General features: G+C 72.5%; 20 protein-coding genes. 15 read left to right on the top strand and 5 right to left on the bottom strand.

The genetic code is table 11. From position 1 onward, the window contains the following. Genes SSPS47_RS23480 through SSPS47_RS23470 form a run of 3 tightly spaced genes read left to right on the top strand, consistent with a single transcriptional unit; the run spans position 1 to position 3705 of the window. On the top strand, positions 1 to 2109 hold the full coding sequence (locus SSPS47_RS23480) for an ABC transporter permease (RefSeq protein ID WP_164252762.1): 2109 nt from the start codon (positions 1 to 3) through the stop codon (positions 2107 to 2109). Then, a complete protein-coding gene (locus SSPS47_RS23475) occupies positions 2106 to 2957 on the top strand; it encodes an ABC transporter ATP-binding protein (protein ID WP_164252761.1) in 852 nt (283 codons plus the stop codon). Before SSPS47_RS23480 ends, SSPS47_RS23475 begins: the two co-directional genes overlap by 4 nt. Positions 2958 to 2967: 10 nt before the next feature. Beyond that, positions 2968 to 3705 (top strand): ABC transporter ATP-binding protein, encoded by a 738-nt coding sequence (locus tag SSPS47_RS23470; protein ID WP_164252760.1) that lies wholly within the window; start codon positions 2968 to 2970, stop codon positions 3703 to 3705. A 209-nt stretch (positions 3706 to 3914) separates the two neighbouring features. Here the strand turns inward: SSPS47_RS23470 and SSPS47_RS23465 are convergent, their stop codons facing one another. Then, positions 3915 to 5126, bottom strand: a complete 1212-nt coding sequence (locus SSPS47_RS23465) for an FAD-dependent monooxygenase (RefSeq protein WP_164252759.1) — start codon at positions 5124 to 5126, stop codon at positions 3915 to 3917. Positions 5127 to 5400: 274 nt separating this feature from the next. Between SSPS47_RS23465 and SSPS47_RS23460 the strand changes: the two genes are divergently transcribed. Further along, positions 5401 to 6177, top strand: coding sequence for an NPCBM/NEW2 domain-containing protein (locus tag SSPS47_RS23460; protein ID WP_164252758.1), 777 nt, complete (start codon positions 5401 to 5403; stop codon positions 6175 to 6177). A 456-nt stretch (positions 6178 to 6633) separates the two neighbouring features. Here SSPS47_RS23460 and SSPS47_RS36030 read toward each other — a convergent pair whose 3' ends face one another. After that, positions 6634 to 8820, bottom strand: coding sequence for a glycoside hydrolase family 97 catalytic domain-containing protein (locus tag SSPS47_RS36030; RefSeq protein WP_275405170.1), 2187 nt, complete (start codon positions 8818 to 8820; stop codon positions 6634 to 6636). Beyond that, positions 8766 to 9305 (bottom strand): glycoside hydrolase family 97 N-terminal domain-containing protein, encoded by a 540-nt coding sequence (locus SSPS47_RS36025; RefSeq protein WP_275405169.1) that lies wholly within the window; start codon positions 9303 to 9305, stop codon positions 8766 to 8768. The genes SSPS47_RS36030 and SSPS47_RS36025 overlap by 55 nt, the downstream gene beginning before the upstream one ends. A 179-nt stretch (positions 9306 to 9484) precedes the next feature. Between SSPS47_RS36025 and SSPS47_RS23450 the strand changes: the two genes are divergently transcribed. Further along, on the top strand, positions 9485 to 10003 hold the full coding sequence (locus tag SSPS47_RS23450; RefSeq protein WP_164252757.1) for a hemerythrin domain-containing protein: 519 nt from the start codon (positions 9485 to 9487) through the stop codon (positions 10001 to 10003). Positions 10004 to 10083: 80 nt separating this feature from the next. On the opposite strand, the gene SSPS47_RS23445 is transcribed toward SSPS47_RS23450, so the two are convergent. Continuing rightward, the gene (locus SSPS47_RS23445; protein ID WP_164252756.1) at positions 10084 to 11115 is read right to left on the bottom strand and encodes a Ku protein; all 1032 of its coding nucleotides are present in this window, start codon (positions 11113 to 11115) and stop codon (positions 10084 to 10086) included. Between the two features lie 40 nt (positions 11116 to 11155). Between SSPS47_RS23445 and ligD the strand changes: the two genes are divergently transcribed. The 8 genes from ligD (at position 11156) to SSPS47_RS23405 (ending at position 19043) form a co-directional block, all read left to right on the top strand. Further along, complete coding sequence (gene ligD, locus SSPS47_RS23440; RefSeq protein WP_164252755.1) at positions 11156 to 12040, top strand: non-homologous end-joining DNA ligase; 885 nt, start codon at positions 11156 to 11158, stop codon at positions 12038 to 12040. An 82-nt stretch (positions 12041 to 12122) separates the two neighbouring features. Beyond that, positions 12123 to 12506: a zinc-ribbon domain-containing protein gene (locus SSPS47_RS23435; RefSeq protein WP_164252754.1), complete on the top strand. Its 384-nt coding sequence runs from the start codon at positions 12123 to 12125 to the stop codon at positions 12504 to 12506. A gap of 128 nt (positions 12507 to 12634) precedes the next feature. Continuing rightward, positions 12635 to 13084 (top strand): SH3 domain-containing protein, encoded by a 450-nt coding sequence (locus SSPS47_RS23430; RefSeq protein WP_164252753.1) that lies wholly within the window; start codon positions 12635 to 12637, stop codon positions 13082 to 13084. 76 nt (positions 13085 to 13160) lie between these two features. After that, entirely contained in the window at positions 13161 to 14630 is a 1470-nt protein-coding gene (locus tag SSPS47_RS23425) for an FtsW/RodA/SpoVE family cell cycle protein (RefSeq protein ID WP_164252752.1), read from the top strand. After that, positions 14627 to 16084, top strand: a complete 1458-nt coding sequence (locus tag SSPS47_RS23420; RefSeq protein WP_164252751.1) for a penicillin-binding transpeptidase domain-containing protein — start codon at positions 14627 to 14629, stop codon at positions 16082 to 16084. Before SSPS47_RS23425 ends, SSPS47_RS23420 begins: the two co-directional genes overlap by 4 nt. A gap of 185 nt (positions 16085 to 16269) precedes the next feature. Then, positions 16270 to 17379, top strand: a complete 1110-nt coding sequence (locus tag SSPS47_RS23415; protein WP_239065022.1) for an amidase — start codon at positions 16270 to 16272, stop codon at positions 17377 to 17379. Next, positions 17376 to 17879, top strand: coding sequence for a DUF3291 domain-containing protein (locus SSPS47_RS23410; protein WP_164252750.1), 504 nt, complete (start codon positions 17376 to 17378; stop codon positions 17877 to 17879). Before SSPS47_RS23415 ends, SSPS47_RS23410 begins: the two co-directional genes overlap by 4 nt. A gap of 141 nt (positions 17880 to 18020) precedes the next feature. Beyond that, positions 18021 to 19043 (top strand): diiron oxygenase, encoded by a 1023-nt coding sequence (locus SSPS47_RS23405; protein WP_164252749.1) that lies wholly within the window; start codon positions 18021 to 18023, stop codon positions 19041 to 19043. A 60-nt stretch (positions 19044 to 19103) separates the two neighbouring features. Here the strand turns inward: SSPS47_RS23405 and SSPS47_RS23400 are convergent, their stop codons facing one another. Beyond that, positions 19104 to 19610, bottom strand: coding sequence for a hypothetical protein (locus tag SSPS47_RS23400; protein WP_164252748.1), 507 nt, complete (start codon positions 19608 to 19610; stop codon positions 19104 to 19106). Between the two features lie 258 nt (positions 19611 to 19868). Between SSPS47_RS23400 and SSPS47_RS23395 the strand changes: the two genes are divergently transcribed. Both SSPS47_RS23395 and SSPS47_RS23390 read left to right on the top strand, forming a co-directional pair. After that, complete coding sequence (locus SSPS47_RS23395) at positions 19869 to 20141, top strand: hypothetical protein (RefSeq protein ID WP_164252747.1); 273 nt, start codon at positions 19869 to 19871, stop codon at positions 20139 to 20141. Positions 20142 to 20288: 147 nt separating this feature from the next. Next, positions 20289 to 22895 (top strand): PQQ-binding-like beta-propeller repeat protein, encoded by a 2607-nt coding sequence (locus tag SSPS47_RS23390; RefSeq protein ID WP_164254902.1) that lies wholly within the window; start codon positions 20289 to 20291, stop codon positions 22893 to 22895. Positions 22896 to 23024: the final 129 nt, after the last annotated feature.

Here is a 23024-nt window from a genome sequence, read left to right as displayed (position 1 = left end):
ATGAATCTCCTTGATGCCCACTTCGTGCCGGCGGTGGACGGCGTGGCCTACGGGCTGCTGCTGTTCGTCGTCGCCGCCGGCCTGAGTCTCGCCTTCGGCACCGCGGGCGTGCTGAACCTGTCACACGGCACGCTGTACGCGATCGGCGCCTATACCGGTGCCGAGTTGAGTGACGGGACCTGGGGCGGACTCGCCGTCGGACTGGCGGCCGGAACCGCGGCGGCTGCCGCCGCCGGGGCCGGTCTGTCCGCAGCGACCATCCCCCTGGCCCGTCGTGGGCATCTCGCACAAGCACTGCTGACGTTCGGGCTCGCCCTGATCGGCGGCAATCTGCTCATCGAGTTCTTCGGAGCCGACGAGCTACCGGTACGCGTCCCCGAGGCGCTCGACTCCTCGGTGACGCTGCTGGGCCACCGGTACCCCGCGTACCGGCTCTGCTTCATCCTCATGGCCGTGCTGCTGGCGGCCTTCGGTACGTGGGTGCTCACCCGGACCCGGGTGGGCGCCGCCGTACGGGCCTCCGCCGACGACCCGCAGATGCTGGCCACCACCGGGCACAGCCCCCGCGCCGTGCACACCGGTGTCCTGGTGGCCGCCGGGGCGCTGGCGGGGGCCGCCGGGGTGCTCGGCGCGCCCATCATCGGGCCGGGCGCCGGCACGGCCGACACCGTGCTGATGCTCTCGCTCGTGGTCGTCGTGCTGGGCGGGCTGCGGTCGCTGTGGACCACGCTGTTCGCGGCGATCGCCGTCGGCCAGGTGCAGACGCTCGGTGTCTCGGTGGCGCCGGACTGGGCGCCGTACCTGCTGTTCGCGGCCATGGCCGCCGTACTGATCCTGCGCTCGCAGGTCACCGAACCGGCGACGTCGGGGGCGCACGGCGGCGGGGACGGTGGCGCGGACCCGGTCGAGTGGCTGCGGCGACGGCTCTCCGCGTCGTTCAAGGGGCGGGGAGCGGGTGCCGCGAACGCGGCCCCGTCCGGTGGTGTCCGGTCCGGGGCGCTCGCGTCCGGGACCGGCGCCGGTCAGGCCGAAGTGGGCCGGTCCGGGGGCCGTGGCATGTTGCCGTGGCTGCTCCGGGGCGGCGGCGACGGCGACCTCGCCTCGCGGGTGCGCCGGGCCGCTCCGCTCCTCGTCCTGCTCGGCGTACTCATCGCCCTGCCGACACTGCTCGACGCCTACACCATCTCGCTGGCCGGCTCCGCGCTCGCCCTCGGGCTGCTCGCGGTCAGCGTCACGATCCTGACCGGCTATGCCGGGCTGCCGACCCTGGGCCAGACGGCGCCGTTCGCCGTCGGCGCGTACGCCACCGCGAATCTCGCCGACGCCGGCTGGACGGTCGGCCCGGTCCAGATCGTCGTCGCGGCGATCGCCGCCGCGCTGTTCTCCCTGGTGACGGGGCCTGCGGTGATCAGAGCCCGTGGGACCACGGTCCTGATGATCACCCTCGCCATCGGCGAGCTGGCGAGCGCGGCGATCAACCAGCTCAAGTCCGTGACCGGCGGCGCCGACGGCCTCGTCGGCTTCCCGGCCACGCAGGCGCTCTGGGGCGGCGAGGGGATGGTCGACGAGAGCGAGGTCTACAACTACGCGCTCGCCGTCGGGGTCGTCGCCGTCTGCGTCACCCTGCTCGTGCTGCGTTCCCCCGCCGGAAAGCTGCTGACCGGCACCCGTAACGCCGAGGCCCGCATGCGCGCCTCCGGTCACCCCGTCGGGCGCTACCTGCTGATGGCGCACATCGGCGCCGGCGCGCTCGCCGGGGTCGGCGGCTCGGTCATGGTCACCGTGCAGCAGTACCTCTCCCCCGCCGACGTCGGTTTCGAGATCGCGGCGTTCGCGCTGCTGGCGGCCGTCATCGGCGGCAACACCTCCGTGGTCGGCGCCCTGATCGGCGCCGGACTGATCGTCAGCACCCGCGACTGGGTGGCCAGTTCATGGCCCGGCCACGGCCATCTGCTGCTCGGCGTCCTGTTCGTCGCCGCCGTCTACCTGCTCCCGCGCGGTCTGGCAGGACTGCGCGCCGGGCCCGGTTCCGGCGGACGGGGAGCGGCCAGGACCGACCGTCACCCGTCCGGCCACGACAGCGCTCCGGCAGGGAAGGTCGCCCCATGACAGCCAACACGCCGGCCACGGCGCCGGTACTGGACCTGAAGAACCTCCTCCGGCGGTACGGGAGCCTCACCGCCGTCGACGACGTCAGCCTCCGGCTCCCCGCCGGAGCACGGCACGCCGTCATCGGGCCCAACGGCGCCGGCAAGACCACCCTGCTCAACCTCATCGCCGGTACCGACCGCCCCGACCAGGGCACCATCGCCCTGAGCGGCGCCGACATCACCCGTACGGCCACCGCCAAACGCAGCCGTCTCGGCATCGCCCGCAGCTTTCAACAGCCTTCCGTCATAGGCGAGTTGACCGTGCTGGACAACATCGTGCTGGCCGGCTGGCGGCACCACCCGCTGCGCCGGGGCGCGTGGCGGCGGCCCTCCCGCTACCGGCAGCACGCCGAGTCCGCGGAGCGCCACCTGGAGGCCGTCGGCCTCGCCGACTCGGCCCGCAGGCCCGCTGCCGACCTCTCCCACGGCCAGCGCCGCATGCTCGACCTCGCGGCGGCCCTCGCGGGCGACCCACGCCTGCTGCTGCTCGACGAACCGGCCGCCGGGCTGACCGACGGCGACATCGGCCGTCTGCTCACGATCCTGGGCGGCCTCCCGGACAGCGTGGCCGTCATCCTGGTGGAGCACCACGTCGAGGTCGTCGCCGAACTCGCCGAGACGGTGACCGTGTTGGCGGCCGGACGGGTCCTGATCACCGGCCCCACCGCCGAGGCGCTCGCCCATCCGGAGGTCCGCGACGCCTATCACGCCACCGGTGGCACCGGTGGCACCGGTGGCACCGGCGGCGACGGCACCGGCGGCGGCAAGGACAGCGCCGTACGCGACACCGCAGAAGCGAGAGGGTGACCGACCACCGATGCTGGAACTCACCGGCCTGACGGCGGGCTACCACGGCGGCACCGTCCTGCACGACATCGATCTGACCGTCCCCGCCGGCTCCGTCCACGCGATCGTGGGCCACAACGGGGCGGGCAAGACCACCCTCGTCCACAGCGTGGCGGGGTTCATCCGCCCGTCCGCCGGCTCGGTACGGCTCAACGGCCGGGACATGACCGGGCAGCCCGCGCACCGGGTGGCGCGCGCCGGGATCGGCCTCGTACCGCAGGGCCGCCGGGTCTTCGCCGGGCTCACCGTCGCGGAGCACCTGCGGCTCTCCTACCGCCCGCCGCGCCGCGGCGACGCGACGCGGCCCAGCGCGTGGACCCCGGCGCGGGTGCTGGAGCTGTTGCCCCGGCTGGGTGAGCGCCGGGGCAACCGGGGCACGGACCTGTCCGGCGGCGAGCAGCAGATGCTCGCCCTGGCGCGTGCGCTGCTCGGCTCGCCGAGCGTGCTGCTGATGGACGAGCCGACGGAGGGGCTGGCGCCCGGTCTGGTCAAGCAGGTCTACGAGCTGGTCGGCACCCTGGCGGAGGAGGGGATCGCGGTGCTGCTGGTCTCACCGAGCCCCACGCAGGCGGCGGAGTGCGCCCGCGCGATCACGGTCCTCACCTCGGGCCGCCCGACCCTGCGGATGTCGGGCGAGGACGCCCGCGCGGACCCGTCACGACTCCACGAGTCCCTGGAACTGACCCCGACCCGCCCCACGCCGCACTGACTCCGTTGTCCTCCATCGCCGGCCGGACCGCGGGCAAGCCCGCCCGTCGGGCCACCCCAGCCCGCCCGGCGATTGAGGACACCCACCACCGGCCGGAACCCAACCGCCCCGCCCGGCCGGCCAACCAAGCCAACACGGCGGGCCACTCCAGCCCGTCCGGCGATTGAGGACGAACCGGCCCACCGGGCGGCCCCGGTGAGCCGCTCACGTCACTTCAGCCGGTGCCCACCGAACCCGCTGTTCCGGTCGGACCCACTGTTCTGCGCCTGCCACCACGCGTCGAACTCCGGCTGCCCCATCGCCCCCCACTCCGGCGTGTTCTCCACCTGCGCGCTGCCCATCCTGCGGGCCAGCGCGACCAGCGAGGCGCCGACGGCGCCGCGGTTGGTGTCGTACGCCTCCGCGATCTCCTTCCAGCTCCCCCCGGCCACCGCCGCCGCCTCCAGGGCGGTCGCGTCCTGGAGCGCCTTCACGCTGCCGCCGCCGATGTGCGGCCGGGCCACGCTGGCGGCGTCGCCGACCAGCAGCATCCGCTCGGAGGTGTACTGCGGCACCTGAAGGTCGTAGATGGGCTGGATGAACGTGGTCTCGGCGGGCGTACGGAGCACCCGGGCCGCCCAGTACGGCGGGAAGTTGTCCGCGACGAGGGCCCGGAGGTGCGCGGTGAGCGCCGAGTTGAGCCGGCCGGGCGGCAGCGAGGTCGGTGTCCTCAGGTCCGGGTGGAGGTCCTCGGACTCCGGCGGGGCGGTGTAGAGCACCCAGTTGAGCCGGTGTCCGCCGACGCCGTCGGGGATCCGGTAGATCATGCAGTGGCCGCCGGGGAAGACCACGTTGTGCGCGTCGTTGCCGTCGGAGGGCAGGTCCGCGACGTCCGCCGAGGTGCCGCGCCAGCCGATGTACCCGGCGTACGTCGCGCTGAGCCCGGGGAACATGGCGTCGCGCACGACGGAGCGGTAGCCGTCCGCCCCGATCACGGCGTCGTAGCGTTCCCGCTGTCCGTCGGCGAGTTGGAGGGTCACGCCGTCCGAGTCGGGCTCCACCGCGCTGACGAGCGCGCCGGACCGGTAGTCGACCTCTTCGGGCACCCGGCGCCGCAACTCGCCCCACAGGGAACCCCAGTTGTAGGCGCGGAACGGGAACGGCTGCTCACCGACGGCCCGTCCGTGCTCCGTCTCGCCGTCCCGCACGCTCCACACCCGCCGGGTCAGCGGCGCCCACGGCATCTCGGCGGCGACGTATCCGGCGCTCTGGAGCTCGTCGTACCGGTCGTTGTGGAGGGCGATCCCGACTCCCCTGTCCCGGAGTTGGGCGTCGGCCCGCTCGAAGACGGTGACTTTCCCGGCTCCGCCGCGGGACACGGCCAGAGCCGTGGCACACCCCGCTATGCTGCCGCCGACGACGGCGACGCTGCCTCCACGCATGCCTGGCACTCCCACTCGGTCGATGTTCCGATCTCCCCAACACATGGGGCCACGACGGATCTTATCGACGTCGATCGCGCACGAAACGGGCGCGACGGCTTCACAACGCCGCGTTCCGAAGGCAGGCCAGGTACGGCCCCCACGAACGCGCGTCGGTCCTCCCTCGCGAAGATGAATCCATTAATGACGATTCGAGGGAACAATCCCACCATCATCTGTACTATCTGCTCATTCGAGCTGACGCTACGTCAAAGCAGGATCTCGGACAGGGGGCATGGTGACTTCGAACAGTCCCGGCGGTTCAGGTGGACGGCACTCGTATCTCAAGGACGGTGCCGTGGTCGGCGCCGTCGCCGCGGCCGTCATCGGCGCGCTCGTGGCACTGTTTCTCAAGTACGGGCCTGAAGGGAACGACGGCAGCGACAAGGTGGCGGGTTCCCCGTCCTCCGTCGCGACGCTCCCCTCCGCGGACGGGACCACGCCCGCCCCGCCTCCCTCCGAGGAGACCTCGTCCGCGTCTCCCTCACCCGGCGCGGACGAACCGTCCCCGCCGGGTGAGAACGGCGACGAGGGGCCGGGCGGCAGCGGCGGCGCGGCAGGATCGTCCGCCGACCCGCAGTCGCCGCCCGGACCCGTCACCTCGTACCTGTCGGATCTCGACCCCGTGGGAGGTCTGGGGAACTACAAGCACACGGGCGCCGCGACGGTGCAGCGGACGACGTACGGGAACAGCGTCATCTTCTCGCTCAACTCGTTCAACGGGGGCGCCAAGACGGTGACGTACAACGTCCCCGCGGGCAAGAAGGAATTCCGTGCCACGGTCGGGCTCGACGAGAGGACGGAGAGCGGGTGCACGGTGTTCTTCCAGGTTTCCTTCGACGGAAATCCCGTGGACAGCGGATTTACTCTCCCGGTTGGTCAGACGCGCGAAGTGGTCGAGAAGATCGGCGGCGCCGGCCGTCTGACAATCACGGTGAACGGCGTCGACAGCCCCACCGGAAAGGTGAACGGCACATGCCGCGCGGTATGGGGCGACGCCCGCTTCAGCTGAGGGCGCGCCCTGCCCGCACTCCTGCGAAGGGGCGCTCTCGATGGGCGATACCCTCCGCCCTGCGCAGCGCCGGCCGGTTCATCGACGCCGGAGCAGGTGTACGCCACGGCGTCGCCGCGGCCGGAGCGGAGCCCCCACCGGCTCACCGAACAGCTTCCTCCTCCGCTCCCCCACGGCGCCGCTCACCCGTCCCGACCCATTGCAGAACCGCGAAGCCTGCGACCGCGCCTACCGCGCCCCGAGCCGGGCGAATGCCCCGGCTGCGCGGGCCCGGTGGACCCGCCGCCACTCCCACACTGACGCGCACAAGCGAAGATGCCTGGGCCGTTCCCGCTCCCACCGGCCGCGCGGGACGCCCCCATCTGCCGTTCGCGAGAGGCTCGGGACCGGTCAAAGGGTGGACGCCGTGCGGCCCTGCGGGATCGAGATCCCGCCGGGCCGCGTCAACTGCGCGCGCTATCGCGCCAGTTGGGCGTCCGCCCAGTCGCCGTGGTCCGAGTCGATACCGTCGCCGCCGTCCGTGACGCGCAGCGTCAGCTGCCGCACCCCGCTGACGTCGACGTCGAACGCGTGGGCCGCGTCCGTCGGTCCGAGGACGCCGCTGCGGGCCAGGACCTCGCCGTCGCCGATCACCTCGAAGTCCACCGAGCCCTTGTCCGGCTTCTCCTCGTCGATGCCGGCCCATGCCGTGAAGCGGTCGTACGCGCCGTTCAGGTCGACGGTCACCTCGGAGCGCGCGTGCACTCCGAGTCCCTTGTCGTACGTCGTGTCGCCGAGCCGCAGCGGCCCGCCGTCGCCCGCGCCGTTCTCACCGTTGGAGAGGTCGCGCTCGACCGGGCCCCAGCCGTTGGTTTCGGAGACGAACGGCAACGAGCTGACGTACACGGTGCCTTCGCGTGCCACGAAGACGCGCACCGTGCGCTCGACGGTCAGCGGCGGCGCGCCCCGACGGGCGTCCGGGTCCCGGTAGGTGACCGTGACCGGGATCTCCGTCGCCCCGTACACGGGGTCGGCGGGGACCGTGACCCGCCAGGACGCGGTCAGTTCGGCCCCTTCGGCCAGTTCGTCCGCCGTCGCGCCCGCTCCGTCGACCGCCCAGCCCTCGGGGGTACGGGCGCCGAGCGTCACGTCCTCGGCGGGGCCCGCATCGTCCAGGACGAAGCTCGCGTCGATGTCGACCGTCGCGCCCGGCAGGGCGTCGGTCTTCGCCGGGGTCACGGACAGGGTGCCGACGGGCACCGTGTCCACCGGCCGGTCGCAGCTGTCGCGGCGCGGCACCGCGCGGCAGATCTGCGCGGCGAAGCCGCCGTCCGCCAACACGGGCACCGTGAGTACGTCCTGACGGTCCATCACCTGGCTCTGGCGTACGACGCCGTCGTCGCCGTCCCGTACGACGTCGACCCGCCACGAACCGGATCCCAGGAACGTCAGCGGGACCCGCTCCGTACCCCCGTCGCCCGCCGTGACGGAGCCGAGGAACCACCGGTCGCCGTGTCTGCGCGCGAACGTCGCCCCCTCGCCGGGCGCGCCGGCCACGAGCCGGCTCTCGTCCCAGACGGTCGGGACCTGGTCGAGGAACCGGGAGATCTCGGGCCGGGCCCGGTACGCCTCCACGCTGCCCGCGTAGTTCTGGAACCCGGACTCGTACACGACGGAGAGCGCCAGCTCGGCGGCCTCGGTGTTGTTGCGCTGCCCGAACTGGAATCCCATGGGTGTGAAGTCCATGGAGCCGACCACGTTACGGGTGTAGGGCAGGGTCGCCATGTCGTCGGCCTGGACGTCGCCCTGCTCGGCGCCGTGCACGCCCTCCATCGTCATGACGTGCGGCCAGGTGCGCTGGATGCCGTGCGGCAGCGTCGAACCGTGGAAGTTGACCATCAGCTCACGGTCGGCGGTCTCCCGGAGGATCTCGTCGTACCACTCCATGCGCTCTCGCGAGTCGGAGTCCATGAAGTCGATCTTCAGCCCGGCGGCGCCCCACTCCTTGACCCTGTCGAGCTGGTGCGTGCGCTCGGCGGGTGTGTCCAGATCGGTCCAGTGCATCCACAACAGGACGCCCACGCCCCGCCGTTCGGCGTACTCCATCAGTCGCGGCATCCAGTCGGTGGTGTTCCAGCCGTCGTCCACCAGGGAGTACTCCCAGCCGTGCGCGGCCGCGTAGTCCACGAACCGCTGCTGGGTCTCGAGGCTGCGCTGCGCCACGCCGAACCCGGCGAGCCAGGACCAGGCGACGGTGCCGGGGCGGATCCAGGAGGTGTCCGCGACGCGGGAGGGCGGGGCCAGGTCGTCCACGAGTGTGGACCCGGTCACGGTCGCCAGGTCGCCCGCGATCACGGTCCGCCAGGGGGTCGCGAGCGGCCCGCCGACAGGCAGGGGCACGGAAGGGTCGGCCAGCGCCACGTCGTAGCGACCGCCGCCCGTCGTGTGTGTGAGCCGGCTCGCGGGATAGCGGCCGTCGACGTCCGCCTCGGTGAGCAGCACGTGGTCGTCGCCCACCTGGAAGAGCGCGGGGTACGCGTACTGCCCGCTCGACGCCCCGGCGGCGGTCGTACCGTCGTACGGCTGCTCGTAGTTGACCGAGTAGTCGCTCAGCCGGGCCGGCGCGTCGGCCGGCAGTACGAAGCCGGACGCCTCGCGGAGCACGCCCCGGCGCCGGCGGGCAGCACGTAGCGGTAGGCGACCCCGCCGTCGGCCGCGCGCACGACCAGGTCGACCCGTGCCCCGTCCACGCCCCGGAGGGTGAAGCGCGACTCGGCCATGTCGACTGCCCGGCGGCGTTCCTTGCCGACGACGGTCGTGTACCGCTCGCTGATCCGGCGGTCCTTCCGGTCCACCAGGCGCAGCCCGCGGGTCAGGTCGGCGTCCTCGGTGACGATGCCGACGGGCGAGGGTTCGACGAGGGTGCGCCCGCCGTCCCGTACGGCGAGGGTGACGGTGCCGTCGGCGGGGTCGAGCCGTACGGCGGCGGTGGGGCCGCCGCGGGAGACGGTCCAGTCGGAGCCGGCGGGCCGGGGACCGGCCGCGTCGTCCTGGGCCGCCGCGGGGGTCCCGAGACAGAGCACCCCCGCGAGCGCGGTCGCGCAGACGGCGCGCCATCGCTTCGCCGATCCTGGTCTGCTGTTCGTCATCGCTTGTCCCTCTCACTCGGAGCCGGGCTCAACGGGCAAACACGGGGCGCGAGTTGGTGAGGACAGGGCTGAGCCTGAAGGGGCGCCCGCGCCCCGGATCGTCCACCGTAATTCCCCGGAACCGCCAGGGTCTGTCGCACAGAATCCAACAGAATCCATAACGCGCATACGATGCGGGCATGGGGACCTCCGCCATACCGGACGACGCGCCGGGCGACCGCCTCGCGGCGTTCGGCAATCAGCTGATCGATGTGCACATCTGGCTCCGTGAGGAGCTCGCCCGGCTTCAGGACGACGTCGACGACCACTTCGCGGGAGACGGTGAGCGCCCGCGCGAACTACAGGCGCACTGCCTCGCGTTCTGCTCCGCCCTGACCCGGCATCACACGGCGGAGGACGACGGGGTCTTTCCCGAACTGGCGAGGCGCTTTCCCGAGTTGGCGCCCGTACTGGAGCAGTTCGCGCACGACCACCACATGGTGACCGCCATCCTCGGCCGGCTCCAGGACCTGCTCGACGGCATCAGCCCGGCCCCGGACGCCGCCGAGGCGCGTCGGGTGCGGGGTGAACTGGACGGTCTCGTCGCGCTGGTGGAGTCCCACTTCACCTACGAGGAGAAGAAGCTGGTCGCCGCGCTCAACGCGCTGGACACACCACTGCCCGGCGACTTCGCCCTCCGGGACGCGCGCGGCGGGTAGGGCGCGCCTGTCCTCGACGGCCGGAAGGGCCGCGTCTTCGGGCCCGTCCGGCCGTCGAGGACGAAGCCGACCGCCCGCGCTCAGGCGGAGCGCTTCTTCGCCGGGGCCTTCTTCGCCGTGGTCTTCTTGGCGGCCGTCTTCTTCGCGGCGGTCTTGCCCGTCGCCGTCTTCTTGGCCGCTGTCTTCTTGGCAGGCGTCTTCTTGGCCCCGGTCCCGGACGCCGTCTTCGAAGCGGTCTTCGACGCGCTCTTCTTCGCGCCCGCCGACTTCTTGCCCGTCGGCAGACGCGTCACCTCCGCATGATTCCCGTCCCCTTCCCCGCCCCCCTCGCCACGCGACTCCTTCGCCGCCCGCACACTGCTCTCCAGCGCCGCCATCAGGTCCAGCACCTTGCCCCCGCGCCGCTCCCCCGCCCCCTCCGGAGCCGTCAGCTCCCCGCCGCCCGCCTTGGCGGCGATCAGCTCCTCGACGGCCTCCCGGTAGTCGTCGTGGAGGGATTGAAGTTCGACCTCGCCGAGGGTGTCCATCAGGGCGTCGGCCAGGTCGAGTTCGGCGTCCCGGATGCTGACCTCCGTCTCCGGCGCCACCCCCTCCGGCTGCCGGATCTCGTCCGGCCACAGCAGCCCGTGCAGCGCGATGACATCGCCGAGGACCCGCACCATGCCCAGCCGCTCGCGCCCGCGCAGCGCGAATTTCGCGATCGCCACCTTCTCGCTGCGTTTCAGGGCCTCGCGCAGCAGTGTGTACGGCTTGGCGGCCGGGACGCCGTTCGCCGCGATGTAGTACGCCGAGCCCACCTGGAGCGGGTCGATCGACGTCTCGGGCACGAACCCCACGATCTCGATCGTCTTGGCCGTCGGCAGCGGGAGCTGGGCGAGGTCGTCGTCGGTGATCGGGATCATCGACCCGTCCGCGTCCTCGTACGCCTTGCCGATCTCGGCCGAGGTGACCTCCTCCTCGTCCAGCTCGCAGACCTTCCGGTAACGAATCCGGCCGCCGTCCGCCAAATGGATCTGCCGAAAGGAGATCGAGCGGCTCTCGGTGGCGTTCACCAGCTTGATCGGGATGCTCACCAGACCGAAGGAGATTGCGCCGTTCCATATGGATCGCACGGTAAATCCCTTACATCCGAATTCGTGGGATTCTCATCGTATGACGCCCATCGCCGAGGTGGAGGGGCGGCGGATCGCCCTCAGCAATCTGGAGAAGGTCCTCTACCCGGCCACCGGCACCACCAAGGGCGAGGTCCTGCACTACTGCGCGACCTCGGCCGGCGCCCTGCTCACCCATCTGGCCAATCGCCCCGTCTCCTTCCTCCGCTACCCGGACGGCCCCGCCGGCCAGCGCTTCTTCACCAAGAATCCGCCGCCGGGCACACCGTCCTGGGTGCGCAGGGCGACGGTGCCCCGTTCGGCGGAGCAGACCGCCGAGCAGGTGCTGGTGGAGGACCTCGCGACGCTGATGTGGGCGGCGAACCTGGTCGTGGAGTTCCACACCCCGCAGTGGCAGGCCGACAGTCCGGCCCGCGCCGACCGCATCGTCTTCGACCTGGACCCCGGCGAGCCGGCCGGCATGGTGGAGTGCTGCGCGGCGGCGCTCTGGCTGCGGGAACGGCTGGCGGCGGACGGGCTCAACGCCTACGCCAAGACCTCGGGCTCCAAGGGCCTGCATCTGCTCGTACCGCTGGAGCCGACCCCGTCGCGTGAGGTCTCCGCGTACGCCAAGTCGCTCGCCGTCGAGGCCGAGGCGGAGCTGCCGCACCTGGTGGTCCACCGAATGGCCCGCGCGCTCCGCCCCGGCAAGGTCTTCGTCGACCACAGCCAGAATTCGGCGGCGAAGACGACGGCCGCCCCGTACACGCTGCGCGCCAGGACGGAACCGACCGTCTCCGCCCCGGTGTCCTGGGAAGAGGTCCGCAATTGCGCGGCGCCGGAGGACCTGGTCTTCCGCATCGGTGACATCGCGGGGCGATTGGCGCGGTACGGGGACCTCCTCGGCCCGCTCATCAATCTGAACCGGGCGGGCCGCCTGCCGTGACCGCCGCCGTGGCGGGCGTGCACCATGGAGGTGCGCCGGTCATGAGCGCCATGAAGCGTCATGAGAAGAGAAGGAACACCGCATGATCATCTTCGGGACCAAGGGCTACATCTACCAACTGGCGATACTGACGCTCGTGTGCGGCCAGTGCGGCAATCCGTCCGCGCACACGCTCCGCAAGCGCGTCTCCAAGTTCACGCTGTTCTTCGTGCCGCTGTTCCCGTACTCGACGAAGCACTACACGCAGTGCACGTTCTGCGGCGTGGAGCACCAGGTGCCGAACGAGCAGGCCGAGCAGCTGCTCGCGCAGAGCGCGTCGCAGGCCCAGCAGGGCGTCGGCCAGCAGCACGGCGCCAACCCGTTCGCACAGGGCGGCCAGGGCGGTCAGCCCGGTGGCGGGAACCCGTTCAGCCAGGGCGGCCAGGGACAGCAGCCGGGCCAGGGCGGTAACCCCCACCAGCGCTGAGGGCGGCCGGCGCGGGGCACGCAGAGTTACGGTTGCGGACAGAATGTGACGAAACTAGGGTAAATCGGGCGAGGGTCAAGCAGCCCCCCATCACCCCTCGCCCCCTTCCCGAACATCAGGAGTCACGCATGTCCCAGCGTTTTCTGCGCTCCTCCACCCCGCGTCTCCGGGGTTCCTTCGGCCCGTACGTCGCGGCCCTCGCCGTCGCCGCCGCGGCGCTGACCGCCACCCCCGCACTGGCGGCGGTACCGACCCCGCCGCCGGTCGGATTCAGCGGCCACGCCGACGCCGGCCGCCTCGGCGACGCCGGCCCCGAGGCCGAGGTCTCCACGATGGGCTCGGGCAAGTACAAGGGCCGCGTCACCGCCAGGACCGGACTCCTGCTGCGCGACCGGCCGACCCGCGGCGGCCGGGTCATCGGCAGCGCCGCGTACGGCTCGATCGTGCACATCCTCTGCAAGATGCGGGGCGAGGAAGTGAACGGGAACGACCGCTGGTACCTCCTGACGGACGGCAACTGGGCCTGGGGCTCCGCCGCGTACATCGAGAACATCGGCAAGGCACCGCGCTGGTGCTGACCCACCGGGAGCCCGACATGCCTCATGTCTTTACATAACCGGACATAAGGCATGTCGGGTTGCTACGTTGCGCTCCATGACCGCAACGAAGGCGGACTCTCCCCCGCCCGAACTACGGCTCCGCAAGCGGCGCGGGGTCGAGCTCTCGCTCCTGGTGTGCGCCGTCCTCATCTCCCTCTTCGGCTACGTGGCCGTCGGCCTCGCCCACGACGACGCCGTCCCGCCCGACGCGCTGCGTCACAGCGCGGGGCTGGGCCTGCTCCCTCTCCTGGCGCATCTCGCGGTCCGTCTCCGCGCCCCGTACGCGGATCCGCTGCTGCTCCCGATCGCGGTCCTGCTCAACGGCGTCGGGCTCGTGCTCCTCCACCGGCTGGACCTCGCCACCCCCGGCGAGCGGGACGCGCCCGCGCAGCTCGTCTGGTCGACCCTCGGTGTCGCGCTGTTCATCGTCGTCGTCGCGCTGCTGCGTGACCACCGGGTGCTCCAGCGGTACGCGTATCTGTCGGTGGTCGCCGCGCTGCTGCTGATGACCGTGCCGATCTTCTTCCCCGCGGTCAACGGCGCCAGGATCTGGATCCGGATCGACGAACTCTCCTTCCAGCCGGGCGAGTTCGCGAAGATCCTGCTCGCCGTCTTCTTCGCCGCCTATCTCGCGGCCAACCACGGCGCCCTCGCCTGCACCGGCCGCCGGATCTGGAAGCTCCAGCTGCCCACCGGGCGGGTGCTGGGCCCGATCGTCGCGATCTGGCTGCTCAGCGTGCTCGTACTGGTCCTGGAGCGCGACCTCGGCACCTCGCTGCTCTTCTTCGGGCTCTTCGTGATCCTGCTGTACGTGGCGACGGGGCGCACCGGGTGGATCGCGGTGGGGCTGCTGCTGGCCGGGGTCGGCGCGTTCGCCGTCGGCTGGCTCGAACCGCACGTCCACAGCCGCGTGGAGGACTGGCTCGACCCGTTCGCCTCCATCGACGCCGGCCACGGGCCCGACCAACTCGCCCAGTCGCTCTTCGCGTTCGCCGCGGGCGGCATGTTCGGTACGGGGCTGGGGCTCGGCCGGTCCGTCCTCATCGGCTTCGCCGCCAAGTCCGACTTCATCCTCGCGACGGCGGGCGAGGAGCTGGGGCTGATCGGGCTGACCGCGATCATCCTGCTGTACGCGCTGCTCGTCGCCCGCGGCTACCGCACCGGGCTCGCTCTGCGCGACCCGTTCGGACGGCTGCTCGCGGTCGGTCTGGCGTCGATCGTGGCGCTCCAGGTGTTCGTGATCGCGGGCGGGGTGACGGGGCTGATCCCGCTCACGGGCATGGCGATGCCGTTCCTGGCGCAGGGTGGTTCGTCGGTCGTCACCAACTGGGTCATCGTGGCGCTGCTCATCCGGCTCAGCGACTCGGCGCGCAGCCCGCATCCGGAGACGGTGGAGACGGGCGTGATCGCGTCGGCGGTGATCGCGACGGGATCGCCGGGACGCACGGAACCGGCCGGGCATGCGGGGTCGGCCGGACCGGCGGACGGGCCTTCGGCCGAACCGGCGGCCGGGGGTGAGCGATGACCGGCCATATCCGTCTCGCCGCCGTGTTCTGTCTGCTGCTGCTCGTCGCCCTGCTCGTCAACTCGGCCCGGATCCAGGTCATCCAGGCCGGCTCCCTCGACAGCAACCCCGCCAACCGCCGTAAGGCCATGGACCGTTACGAGCAGCCACGCGGCGAGATCGTCGTCGACGGCCGGGCCGTCACCGGATCCAAGGACACCGGCCAGCAGCTGCGCTACGAACGCACCTACACCGAGGGGCCGTTGTACGCCCCGGTGACCGGCTTCTCCTCGCAGACGTACGGCACCACCCTGCTGGAGAACGCCCAGGACGGCATCCTGGCCGGCACCGACCCGATGCTCGCCCCGCTGCCGTTCTGGAACGACATCACCCGCGCCCACCCGCCCGGCGGGAAGGTCGTCACGACCGTCGAGCCGGCCTTGCAGCGGGCCGCCTACTCGGGTCTGGACGGCAGGCGCGGCGCGGTGGCCGCGATCGAGCCGGCGTCGGGCAGGATCCTCGCGCTGGTCAGCAGCCCCTCGTACGACCCCGGGACGCTGTCGGGCACGGGCCGGGCGGTGACCGGCGCGTGGCGGCGGCTCAACGGCGCGGACGACCAGCCGATGCTCAACCGGGCCATCCGGCAGACGTATCCGCCCGGTTCGGCCTTCAAGATCGTCACGGCAGCCGCCGCGCTGGACGCCGGGGTGGTCGAGGACGTCGACGAGCCGACGGGTGTCCCGGAGCCGTACGTCCTGCCGGGCACGCGCACCACGCTCCCGAACGACACGCGCGGCTGCGACAGGGAGTCGCTCGCGTACGCCATCAAGTGGTCCTGCAATTCGGTGATGGCCGGGCTGGGGGTGGCGGTCGGGCTCGACCGGATGGTGGCGGCGGCGGGCCGATTCGGCTTCAACGACCGGCGGTTGCGGATCCCGTCGGGTGTCGCCGTGTCCAACTTCGACAGGGAGATGAGCGACGACCAGCTCGCGCTCTCCTCGATCGGACAGTTCGACACGACGGCGACCCCGCTCCAGATGGCGATGGTGGCGGCGGCCGTCGCGAACGGCGGGGATCTCAGGCGCCCGTATCTGGTGGACCGGACGCTCGCGGCCGACGGCGACGTCGTCTCCCGCGCTGGCGTGCACTCCTACCATCGGGCGATGAGCCCGTCGACGGCCTACCGGCTGCGGCAGTTGATGGTGGAGGTCGTGGACACCGGTACGGGGCGGAGCGCCGGGATCGACGGCGCGACGGTCGGCGGGAAGACGGGGACCGCGCAGCACGGTGTGGGCAACTCCGGTACGCCGTATGCCTGGTTCATCGCCTGGGCGCAGGCCGCGGACACGGGCAGGCCGGCGGTGGCGGTGGCCGTGGTGGTGGAGGACGCGGAGGCGGTGCGCGGTGAGATCAGCGGCGGTGGTGACGCCGCCCCGATCGCACGGGCGGTGATGGAGGCGGCGCTGCGAGACTAGGTCCTGTCTTCAAAATGGCGTCGTCCGCCCGCAGGGCGGGGCTCACGGCGTCTGGTGCGTGCGATCGCAAGGCGGAGGATCGCATCCGTACTGGGCGTACTCGGGCGAGTCCGACAGCGCGGCGGGCGTGCGTGCCAGGCGTCGTGAGCCAGACGCCAGTGTGAAGACAGGACCTGGGAGCCTTGGTGGGCGACGGCTGGTGGTCGGTGGGAGAGGCGCTGGAGCGGATCGGGCGGCTCGATCCGCAGCTGTGCGCGTTCATCGAGGTGTGGCACGCGCGGGCGTCGGCGCGGGCGAGGTCGGTGGATCGCCGACTGCCTCTGGCGGGGCTGCCGTTCGCGGTGAAGGGCCCGGCGGGAATTCGCTCGTACGCGGCGCGGCGGCTGGTCGCGGCCGGGGCGGTGCCGGTCGGCTCGACGGCGGTGCCGGGGCCGGGGACGTACTGGCAGACGTGGGGCCGGGGCGCCCACGGCCGTACGGTCAATCCCTACCGCGCCGACCGCACGCCCGGTGGTTCGTCGGCGGGTTCGGCGGTGGCGGTCGCCGCGGGCATGGTGCCGCTGGCGACGGGGAGCGACGGGGCGGGGTCGGTGCGGATCCCGGCGGCGTGGTGCGGGGTGTTCGGCCTGAAGACGACGAGAGGGCTGCTGCCGTCGCCTGACCGCACCGGGCTGGTGACGGCGGGGGTGCTGACGCGGCGTGTGCGGGACGCGCGGCTGTATCTGCGGTACGTGCTGGACGGGTACGAGGAGGCGCCGCGCGCGCGGACACCGGTGCGTGCCGTGTACTCGCCGGACCTCGGTTTCGCGCGGACGGATCCCGCTGTGGACGCGGTGGTACGGGCGGCGGTGGGCCGGCTGGTGGCGGCCGGGGTCGTACGGCTCGACGGGGCCCCCGATCCGCCCCTGTCGCTGCTCGACCCGCGCGAGACGTGGCTGGCGGTACGCGGTGGCGAGCCGCCCCGCGCGGCGGGCGCGGGAGGGGGCTCCGGCGCGGATGTGCGGGAGGAGAACGACCGGCGGCTCGACGCGTACTTCGCGCGTACGCCGCTGCTGCTCAGCCCGGTGACACCGAACCGCCCGCACGGCCACGAGGGGCCGGGCCCCGACGTCTACTCGACGGCACTGACCTGGGCGTTCAACGTGAGCGGTCATCCGGCGGCGAGTCTGCCCGCCGGTTTCACGCCCGACGGCTGCCCGGTGGGGCTCCAACTGGTAGCGGAGCACGGGGCGGACGTCCCACTCCTCGAAATCGCGCGTGTGGCCGAGGAGGCCCTGCCTATCGTTCGCGCATGACGACATCTTCCGCCGCCCCGGCCGGCGAACCCGCCCGCGAACCTGCTCACGAACCCGCCCGCGAACTTGCCCAGGTGAATATCGCGCGCCTCAAACACCCCCTGGACACGGTCGAGTTGAAGGGCTTCGTGGACGCGCTCGATCCCGTGAACGCGGTCGCCGACGCGTCCGACGGTTTCGTGTGGAGACTCCAGAGCGACACGGGCAACGCCACCGACGTCCCGGTCTTCGGCGACGAGTGGCTGATCATGAATCTGACGGTGTGGCGCGACGTCGACGCGCTGACCGACTTCATGTACCAGGGGAGACACCGCGAGTTGCTGGCCCGGCGCTTCGAGTGGTTCGAGCGCGTGGAGGAGGCGATGACGGCGCTGTGGTGGGTGGAGGCGGGCGTCCGCCCGACGGCGCGGGACGCCGAGCTGCGGCTGCTGAGCCTGCGCGAACACGGCCCGACGGCGCACGCGTTCACGCTGCGGAAGACCTTCGGGCCCGGCGAGTAGCGCGGGAGCGGCCAACACGCGCTGTCGGACAGCGAGTCGACAAGTGGTGCGGAGGGGATTGACGAGAGCTACTGACAGGAAGTCTCATAAGAGGGTCGAGACCGTACCCCCGGTAACCCCAGTCATGAGGTGCTCTCAGCCATGACAGCAGCGCACGAACGCGATGTGACAGCCACGCCCACGCGCGACGACGGCGGGGGCGGGTCCGGCGTGCTCCACGCCGCACCCCGCGACGACGACGGCGCACGCGACATCCAGCTCCTGCGCGACGCGCTGGGCCCGCTGCGGGACCGCGAACAGGTCGCGCTGCGTCTCCTCGAAGCCTCGGCCAAGCACTCCTTCGACCCGGACACGGACCTCGACTGGGACGCCCCGGCGGAGGACGGCAAGTGGTTCTGGCCGCCGGAGCTGGTCTCGCTCTACGACACCCCGCTGTGGCGGAAGATGTCCGAGGAGCAGCGGATGGACCTGGCCCGCCACGAGGCCGCCTCACTCGCCTCGCTGGGCATCTGGTTCGAGATCATCCTGATGCAGCTGCTGGTCAGGCACATCTACGACAAGTCGGTGACCAGCAACCACGTGCGCTACGCCCTCACCGAGATAGCGGACGAGTGCCGGCACTCGATGATGTTCGCGCGGATGATCCAGAAGGGCGGCGCCCCCGCGTACCCCGTCCCCCGCGTCTACCACAACGTCGCACGCGTGCTGAAGACCCTCTCCACGACCCCGGGTTCGTTCGCCGCGACACTCCTGGGCGAGGAGATCCTGGACTGGATGCAGCGCCTGACGTTCCCGGACGAGCGCGTCCAGACCCTGGTGCGCGGCGTGACCCGCATCCATGTGGTGGAGGAGGCCCGTCACGTCCGCTACGCCCGCGAGGAACTGCGCCGTCAGATGGTCACGTCCCCCCGCTGGGAGCAGGAACTGACCCGCCTCACGGCCGGCCAGGCGGCCCGTGTCTTCTCGGTCTGCTTCGTGAACCCCCAGGTCTACGACAACGTCGGCCTGGACCGCCGCGAGGCCGTGGCCCAGGTCCGCACGAGCCCCCACCGCCGAGAGGTGATGCAGTCGGGCGCGAAACGCCTCACGGACTTCCTGGACGACATCGGGGTCATGCGCGGCACGGGCAGGCGGCTCTGGAAGGCGTCGGGGCTGCTGGCGTGAGAACGGGTGGGGCCGGGAGCCCCCCCGGCCCCATCCGGCGCAGCGTCCCGCCCGCCTCGGTCAGTGCTTCGCCCGGCGGCGCAGGACCAGCGTGGTGCCCGCCGCCGCCACCGTCACCAGTGCCGCGCCCGCCCAGACCTTCGTGCTGTCCATGTCGGTGACGCTGCCGCCCAGGCCGCCGCGGGCACCCATGGACGGATTCGGGCTCGGGCTCGGGCTCGACGCCGCGCGGACGGTGAAGGTGAACGAGGAGGGGCCGCCGTTCGGGCAGGCGATGCTGATCGCGTGGCTGCCCGCGCGGGCGTCGCGGCGGACGGTGCCCGTGCCCCGGTAGGTACCGTTCGAGCCCGCGGACAGCACGACCGAGCCCGTGAAGGCCCCGGACGAGGCCGTCACCGTGCTGGCGTCGCAGCCGCCGTTGAGCGTGAGCGAGACCGACGAGCCCGCGGTCGCCGGGTTCGGGCTGACCGTGAGGGTCGGCTGGGTGTCGGCATGGACGGTCGCCGCGCCCATGCCCAGGGCCAGGGTGGACAGGGCAGCGGTGGTGAGGATGCGAACAGGGCGCATGGTGGGGATCTCCGCTTCCGTGGCACGGTGCGGGCATCTGCCACCCGCTCGGGGAACCGGGCCGTGGCCTTCATAAAAGGCAGACACACCGTCAAGCGGCGCGCCGAGGCCGGGCGCCCCGTTCCGTCGAACAGCTCAGTGCCGGGCGCTAAGCCGCTGGTCGCGGAGGTGGGACGGGGACGGGCGGCGGGTACGCGGCGGTACGCCGCAGGGGTGACCGGCGTCCGCCCCGGCAGGGCGCTGCGCGACACTGGCGGCGTGAGAAGCGAAGAGACCGTCTTTGTCGGTGGGCCGCTCGACGGTCGCGTACTGCCCGTGCTGACCGGGCCGACCGGGCAGCCGCCGAAGTGGTACGAGGTGCCCGTGCCGGACGCGGGCGGCGGGCCGCCCACCGTGTTCGCGTACCGGCGCGCGCCCGCCGGGTACACCAAGCGGCTCGGGATCCAGCGCGGCTGGAAGTACGAGTACGTTCCCGAGGGGCGCGAGCGGCGCACGCTCAAGTGGCCCTGGTCCAAGCCGGGGCAGGGCTGAGCGTTCGGCGGTTCGGGGCAGGATCGCGAACTCGTTGGCCACACACGGTCACATATGGTGCGGCAGGCGCGATTTGTCGGGCACCATCTAGGATCGACCAGGCCGGAGACGACCTCCCGGCAGAGCGACCAGGGGGCTTTTCGCGTGATGGAACCGCTGCGGCACGACGACCCGCGCCTTGTCGGCCCGTACACCGTGCTGGCGCGGTACCGGGAGTCGGCGAGCGCCGTGCGCTATCTGGCGTACGGCGCGAACGGCGCCACCGCCGTCGTCTCCGTCGCCCGGCCGCCCCTCGCCGCACTGCCCGCCTTCCAGCGGCGCTTCCAGGCCGAGGCGCGCACCGCGGAGCGGCTGGCCGGCGGGTGGGTGCAGCCGCTGCTCGACTCCCGTACGGACGCGGCCGGGACGGAGCTGCTGTGGACCGCGAGCGACTACGTCCCCGCGCTCACCCTCGGCGAGGCCGTCGCCGTCGCCGGTCCGCTGCCCGCGCGTGCCGTACGGATACTGGGCGCCGCGCTCGCCGAGACGCTCTCGCGGGTCCACGCGACGGGAGCCGTGCTGCACGGGCTCACGCCCGACACCGTGACCCTCGCCGCCGACGGGCCGCGCCTGACCGCCTTCGGGGCGCTGGGCGCCGCGGCTTCGGCGGAGGCGGCCGAGGGCGGGCGGCTTTCCGTACGGCTGGGGTATCTGACCCCGGAGCAGTTGGACGGCGAGGTGCCCGGGCCGCCGTCCGACATCTTCGTGCTGGGTCTGCTCCTCGCGTACGCGGCCACCGGCACGACGCCCCTCGCCGAGGGCCCGCCCGACGCGGCGACCGAGCGCATCGCGCACGGGACGGCCGAACTCGACGGTGTGGCCGAGGAGTTGCGGCCGATCGTCGCGCGCTGTCTGGCGAAGGAGCCGGGCGAGCGGCCGACGGCCGGGGCGGTGGCAGCGGAGCTGGCGCTCCAGGGCGCGGCAGCGGCGGCGACCGCCGTGCCGGGCGGCTGGCTGCCCGACGCGCTGTCGGCCTCGATCGCCGAACAGGCCGCCCTGGTCGACGCCCTGCACGCTCCGCTGGAGAGCCCGGCGGACAGGGTGCCGGAGGAGCGCGCACCGGAGGGGCCGGCGGACGCCGTTCCCGGGGCGCCCGTCGCCGCGCCCGAGCCCGACTCCCGCACCACCCGTATCGGCCGCCCCCGGACCGCCTCCGGCAGCGAGAGCGGTGTCGTCGACCGGCCGACCGCCGCCCTGTCGGTGCCCCGCGCCCGGCCCGAGCCGACCGCGCTGCCACTGCCCCCCGCCGCCGCCCCGGTGCCGCAGCAGTCCCAGCCGCTCCCGCCCGGCCCGCCGGGACCCCCTGCCCTGCCGCCGGTGCCGGTACCGGCCCCTGTCCCGGCCGCCGCCACGGGTTCCGGTTCGGGCCCGCTGGCCGCACTGCGGAACGGGCCGCTCGGACAGCCCCTCGGGCGGCGCGCGCTCATCACGGGTCTGGTCGCGGGCACCGCCGGGCTGGTGATCGGCGGCGGAGGCGTGCTCGCGCTCGCCGACGACGAGCCGTCCGGCGACACCGACGACAAGCCCGGCAAGGACACCCGAAAGGGCCTCACGGGACTGCCGCCCGAGGCGCTGTGGGCGTACGAGCAGAAGGTGGCGGCCGACGAGGTCCTGAATGCCGCCGTCATCGGCCGCACTCTCGTCCTGACGGCCGGGTCGGGCTCGACCGGCGTGGACGTGCGCACCGGCAAGCGGCTCTGGCGCAACGCCGACGTCGCGGCGCTCCACCAGGCGCTGCCCGCCTCCGGCGGTCTCGTCTTCGTCGCCGGGACGACCGGCCTGCTCTGGATCTCGGCCGCCTCCGGCGAGGTGAGGCACCGGGTCGGCTACACGAACGGCATCGCCGACGCGCCGGGACTCGGCGTCGCGGGCATCACCGGGAGCGGTGACGGCCAGGTCTGGTTCACCGGATCGCACAAGGCCGGTACGGGGAAGGCGGCCACGGTCCGCACCCATCTCTTCGCCTTCGATCTGGCGACCCGCAAGGAGCTGTGGCGCTCCGTGATCTCCAACGGGCGCGCCCCGTTGACCCCCGTGTACCAGCTGATCGCCGTACGGGAGGCGGACATCGTGGTGCGCCAGGACGCCAAGTCGCTGACGCCCGCGCAGGTCAAGGCGGGCAAGGGCAGGTCGGTCTACCACTGCTTCGGACGCGTCGACGGTGAGCGGGTCTGGTCTAAGTCGTTCGGCGCGGTGCCGCCCTCGGGTGGTTCGGCGGGTGACGCGGAGGGCCGGCTGTTCGCGGCGGCGGCCGATCAGTTGTACGCGTACGACACCGCCGACGCCAAGCAGTTGTGGCGCAGGTCGGGCGCGCCACGGGTAACGGGGCAGAACTCCTTCGCCTTCGGCACCGGTACGGTCCTCGGCTCCACGCTGTACATCGCCAACCGCTACCAGGAGGTGTACGCGATCGACCCCGAGTCGGGTGTGGAGCGCTGGAAGGGCACGACCGAGGGCCCGGCCTGGACCGGTGTCCCCCGGATCACGCTGAGCGAGAGCGGCCGGACGGTGCTGTCCGCCGACGGGCTCCAGGTGACCGCGTTCGGGGCGAAGGACGGCAGGCGGCTCTGGAAGTTCCAGAACGCCGGCGGGCCCGCTCCCTCCCCCGCCGCGGACGGCGCGGCCGTGGCGCCGCCCGCGTACCAGCCGCTGATGGCCGGGAAGACCGCGGTGATCCGGCGCGGAGGCACCTTCTACGCGCTGCCGGTCGACTGACCCGGGGAGCCCGGACCGCACAAGCCGCCACGCCGGGGGCCGTGACATCGGCCCGCCCGGGGTGACGGCGTGCCGCCGTATCGCCCAATTGTGCGCTAAGCACACGAGGACGGGACATCTGACACCGCA

The organism is Streptomyces sp. S4.7 (genome assembly GCF_010384365.1).
Taxonomy (GTDB): Bacteria; Actinomycetota; Actinomycetes; order Streptomycetales; family Streptomycetaceae; genus Streptomyces.
This window is presented reverse-complemented; position numbering and strand designations above follow the sequence as displayed.